Below are 4,979 nucleotides of genomic sequence, written 5' to 3'. Positions count from 1 at the left end.
GTAACACGGGTTCGAGTCCCGTACGGGTCATTTTAGGTGTAGCGATAGCTGCATCTTTTTTTAAGTCTTCGAAATGAAATGTAGAACTAATGGAAGAAATTGCGAATTTCAAATTAGCTATGTGTCAAATATGGAGCAGGAGAAAAAATGTACTGATCCTAAAAATCAGATTTTTTCTGTCTAATTTTTTAGGGTCAGTACATTAGTATATTTTTGGATATGCTTGAATATACATTGATAAATGTGTTTGAATAGTTAAATATTATTGTTTTAAATCCTTTGATGTAAAACTAAGTGGTAATACTTCTTCGAAAAAATTATAAACAGTGTAGTTATCCGGAGAATCACCTAGCAACATTTTGAAGTCTTTTTCTGCAAATTCCGCAATGACTTGACGACAAACACCGCATGGGGGACAGTAAGGATTTAAGTCGCCATCTTTTTTTCCGCCGACAATAGCAATTTTTTTAAAATTACGCACACCTTCGCTGACAGCTTTAAATATTGCTGTTCTTTCAGCACAGTTTGTAGGTGAATAACTGGCATTTTCTATATTACAACCGGTATAAATAACACCATTATCTGCTAATATTGCAGCACCAACTCTAAAGTTGGAATATGGAACATAAGCGTAGTCGGCAGCTTTTATAGCCTCTTTCATTAATAATTTATTTATATTATCCTCATTTAATATATTATTCTCCTTTTCCAGTATGGGAAAAATAGTTTCTGCAACACCTGCTTCAGTATTATCTTTGGTAGTAACATAGGTGGAAATATTTTTTAACTCGTCCATGCCGTTTATCATAGCAACACTGATATTTGATATTTCCAACATAGAAAGATCATTTAGATTATCTCCTATTGAAATTATATCTTTTAGTGAGATATTGTATTTATCGGAAATTTTTCTTAGTGCCTTACCTTTTGTAGCATTTTTATCCATAATTTCTAAATTATTAATTCCAGATGAAGTTACTGCAAGATTTTCATTAGTCATTAAAAGTTGTTGTGCTTTTTTTAATTTTTCTGGATCAGCATCTAATCCAATTACTTTTATTGGGGGATTATTTGGTTGATTAAAATAGAATTCTATATTTTCTACTTCTGTAAGATAACCGTTTTTAACACGTTTGAAAGCATCTTTACGTAGGTGTTCAATATTTGGTTCTTGACCGTTCGCACGGATAAGGTCTACATATGCTTGAATATCGGTTTCTAAATTTTCTGTGAATACTGTATTTTTTGTATATAATTGGTATTTTATATCCAAAGTTTTAAAAATTTCAACAGTATAGTATAAATCTTTTAGTGAGATAGGAATAATATCTAATATATTTCCTGTGCTATCATAAATTATACCCCCGTTAAAACTTATTATATCGCATTTTATATTTTCTAATTTTAGTGCCGGTAGTGCTTCGTAATATGGTCTTCCGGTTGCAACAACAAATTTTATATTATTTTGTTGAGCAATTTTTATAAGTTCAACATTTTTTTTAGGAATAATATGTTCAAGATTTAGTAAGGTTCCGTCCATATCACAGGCTATTAATTTTATCATATATCAAATTATAAAGATTATTGTTTTTTGATCTTTATTCCTTTCGTAGTAGTGTAATATGATTATAACATAATAGATAGTTTAAAATAAAGATAAATTTTAAAATTGTATAGATAAAATAATAATAAATGTTTAATTATAATCTTCCGTTTTATTAAGTAGTTAATTTCATTTTATGATATACTATCAAAAAAATTAATGAAAAATTAAAATAATTATTTCTATATTGCTTGAATTATTATTTCAGATATGGTATCATAAAGTACGTATTTTAATTATAAAATATATGCGATGAGCCGATAAGTAAAAGTTCTTGCGTACCGTAGGATACAGAAAAGAAATCAGTGGTTGAGAGATTTCTCCTAGGCAAGACTTTGAAGTAGACGGTGAGCATTTAAAGTGAATGATAGGTAGCTTTAAACGTGGAAAGAGCGTTAATCTTTAATAAGTGCTAAATTATTTAGAATAAAGGTGGTACCACGGAAACTTTCGTCCTTGTCATTAAGGAAGAAGGTTATTTTTTTTACTTAAGTATAATTGAAACAACAGTATAGGAGGATATAGATATGACTGAAATGTCAACAAAATATAATCCAACAGAAGTAGAGAATAATCGCTACAACTGGTGGTTAGAAAAAGAAGTATTTAAAGCAGATAATAAAAGTAAGAAAAATCCTTATACAATTGTTATTCCACCACCAAATGTAACAGGTAAGTTACATATTGGTCACGCATGGGATACAACATTGCAGGATATGTTAACACGTTTTAAACGTCTAAAAGGATATGATGTATTGTATTTGCCGGGAATGGATCATGCGGGTATTTCAACTCAGGCGAAAGTAGAAGCAAAAATGCGAGAAGAGGGAATTTCACGTTATGATTTAGGAAGAGAAAAATTTTTAGAACGTGCTTGGGAATGGAAAGAAGAATATGCGGGTTATATCCGTGAACAGTGGGCAAAATTGGGACTGGGTCTTGATTATACAAGAGAAAGATTTACTCTTGATGAGGGATTGAACAAAGCTGTTACAAAAATTTTTGTTGATCACTATAATAATGGAACTATTTATCGTGGTGAAAAAATTATTAACTGGGATCCTGTACAACGTACAGCATTGTCAAACATAGAGGTAATTCATAAAGATGTAGAAGGTGCATTTTATCACTTAAAATATTTTTTAGCGGATAATAGCGGAGAATATTTAGAAGTAGCAACAACACGTCCGGAAACATTATTTGGAGATGTGGCAGTTGCAGTTCATCCGGAAGATGAGAGATATAAAAAATATATTGGAAAAACAGTATTACTACCGGTAACAAATAAGGAAATTCCTGTAATTGCCGATAAATATGTAGAAAAAGATTTCGGGAGTGGGGTTGTAAAAATTACTCCGGCACATGATCCTAATGATTTTGAAGTAGGAGAACGTCATAATTTAGAAAGAATTATCGTTATGGATGAAGGTGCTGTAATGAACGAATACGCTGATAAATATGTTGGAATGGATCGCTTTGAATGTCGTAAAGCATTAGTTGCAGATTTAAAAGAATCCGGTGTATGTTTCAAAATAGAAAAACATCTACATTCTGTTGGTCATTCTGAACGTAGCGGTGCAGTAGTAGAACCTTATCTGTCAAAACAATGGTTTGTTGATATGAAACCATTGGCTGAAAAAGTGCTAGAAAATCAAAAAAATGATAAAGAAAAAGTAAATTTTTATCCACCACGTTTTGCTCATACATTAAATACTTGGATGGAAAATATTCAGGATTGGTGTATTTCTCGTCAATTATGGTGGGGGCATCGTATTCCGGCATGGTATCATAAGAAAACCGGTGAGATATATGTTGATGTTAATCCACCACAAGATATTGAAAATTATGTTCAAGATGAAGATGTACTTGATACGTGGTATTCGTCAGCATTATTCCCATTTTCTACACTAGGGTGGCCTGATTTAGAGAGTGAAGATTTTAAACGTTATTATCCAAACAGTTGTTTAGTAACCGGATATGATATTATATTCTTCTGGGTGGCGCGTATGGTATTTCAAGGGTTAGAGTTTACCGGAGTACGTCCGTTTGAAGATTGTTTAATTCATGGTTTGGTTCGGGATGAACAGGGTCGTAAGATGAGTAAATCGCTTGGCAATGGGGTAGATCCTATGGAGGTTATAGCAGAGTACGGAGCTGACAGTTTACGTTATTTCTTAGCCACTAATTCAACACCGGGACAAGATCTTCGCTATTCAACAGAAAAAATAGAAGCAAGTTGGAATTATATCAATAAAATTTGGAATGCCTCTCGTTTTGTCATTATGAACTTAGAAGATTTCAAATACGAAGATATTGATTTAAGTGGAGAAAAAACATTAGCGGATAAATATATCTTAACTAAATTAGCGAAAACGATAGAAGATTTTGAACGATTATTTGAACGTTATGAATTTGGAGAAGCATCACGTATTCTTTATAATTTTGTATGGGAAGAATTTTGTTCATGGTACATCGAAATTGCAAAAATCTCATTAAATGGAGAAGATGAAAAAGCTAAGAAAACAACTAAATCAGTATTAGTTTATGTACTTGATGCATCACTAAAAATGTTACATCCATTTATGCCGTTCGTAACGGAAGAAATTTGGCAACATATTCCTCATATCGGTGATAGTATAGTAACATCAGAATTTGTTGAAGTTAACCCTGAACTGGTATTCGAGCGAGAAACTGAAGATATGCAATTTATTCAAGAAGTTATAATTGCTGTACGTAATATCCGTAGTGAAGTAAATGCTCCAATGTCACGAGAAATTCCGATTAAAATAAAATACACTCATGATAGCGTAAAAAATGTATTATTAAATGGAAGTGCTTATCTGGAAAAATTTGCTCGTCCTAGTGAGCTTATTGTGGAAAAAGATATAGCCGTAAGTGAAACGGATATTAGCAGAATTTTATCAGGTGCCGAAATTTATGTGTCACTAAGTGATTTAATTGATATTGATAAAGAAAAAGAACGTCTAAACAAAGAATTGGAAAAATTAGCTAAAGAATTGGAGCGTGTTAATAAAAAGCTATCAAATGAGAAATTTGTCGGTTCTGCTCCGGAAACGGTAGTAGAAAAAGAAAAAGAAAAACGAGTATTATATCAAGAGCAGTATGATAGTGTAAAAGAGCGTCTTAAGTCTTTGGACAATTTATAATATAAATGATTAATGAAGAAGTGAGCTTATAAACTCATTTCTTTTTTATTTTGAATTTATATTTACATAGAATATATAAAATTTCTTAAATTTTAATTTTAAAAAATATATTTGTATAGAAGTTGAAAAACTAAGAAAAAGTGAATAATTATTCACACTAATACAAAATAATTATTGATTGTATTTATTTATAAAACTTAAAAAAATTT

The 4,979-nt window shown here is 31.0% G+C and carries 2 protein-coding genes and 1 other annotated feature; of the genes, one reads left to right on the top strand and one right to left on the bottom strand.

Annotated elements, in window-relative coordinates; genetic code table 11:
• Window positions 1-262: 262 nt before the first annotated feature.
• On the bottom strand, window positions 263-1,564 hold the full coding sequence (locus HMPREF1983_RS04415; protein WP_021753101.1) for a cytidine deaminase: 1,302 nt from the start codon (window positions 1,562-1,564) through the stop codon (window positions 263-265).
• A 282-nt stretch (window positions 1,565-1,846) separates the two neighbouring features.
• Window positions 1,847-2,064: a binding site (T-box leader), on the top strand.
• Between the two features lie 60 nt (window positions 2,065-2,124).
• On the opposite strand from HMPREF1983_RS04415, the gene HMPREF1983_RS04410 reads away from it, so the two are divergent.
• Window positions 2,125-4,770: a valine--tRNA ligase gene (locus HMPREF1983_RS04410; protein WP_211225814.1), complete on the top strand. Its 2,646-nt coding sequence runs from the start codon at window positions 2,125-2,127 to the stop codon at window positions 4,768-4,770.
• The last annotated feature ends 209 nt before the right edge of the window (window positions 4,771-4,979 follow it).

Source organism: Gemella bergeri ATCC 700627, from assembly GCF_000469465.1.
Taxonomy (GTDB): Bacteria; Bacillota; Bacilli; order Staphylococcales; family Gemellaceae; genus Gemella; species Gemella bergeri.
This window is presented reverse-complemented; position numbering and strand designations above follow the sequence as displayed.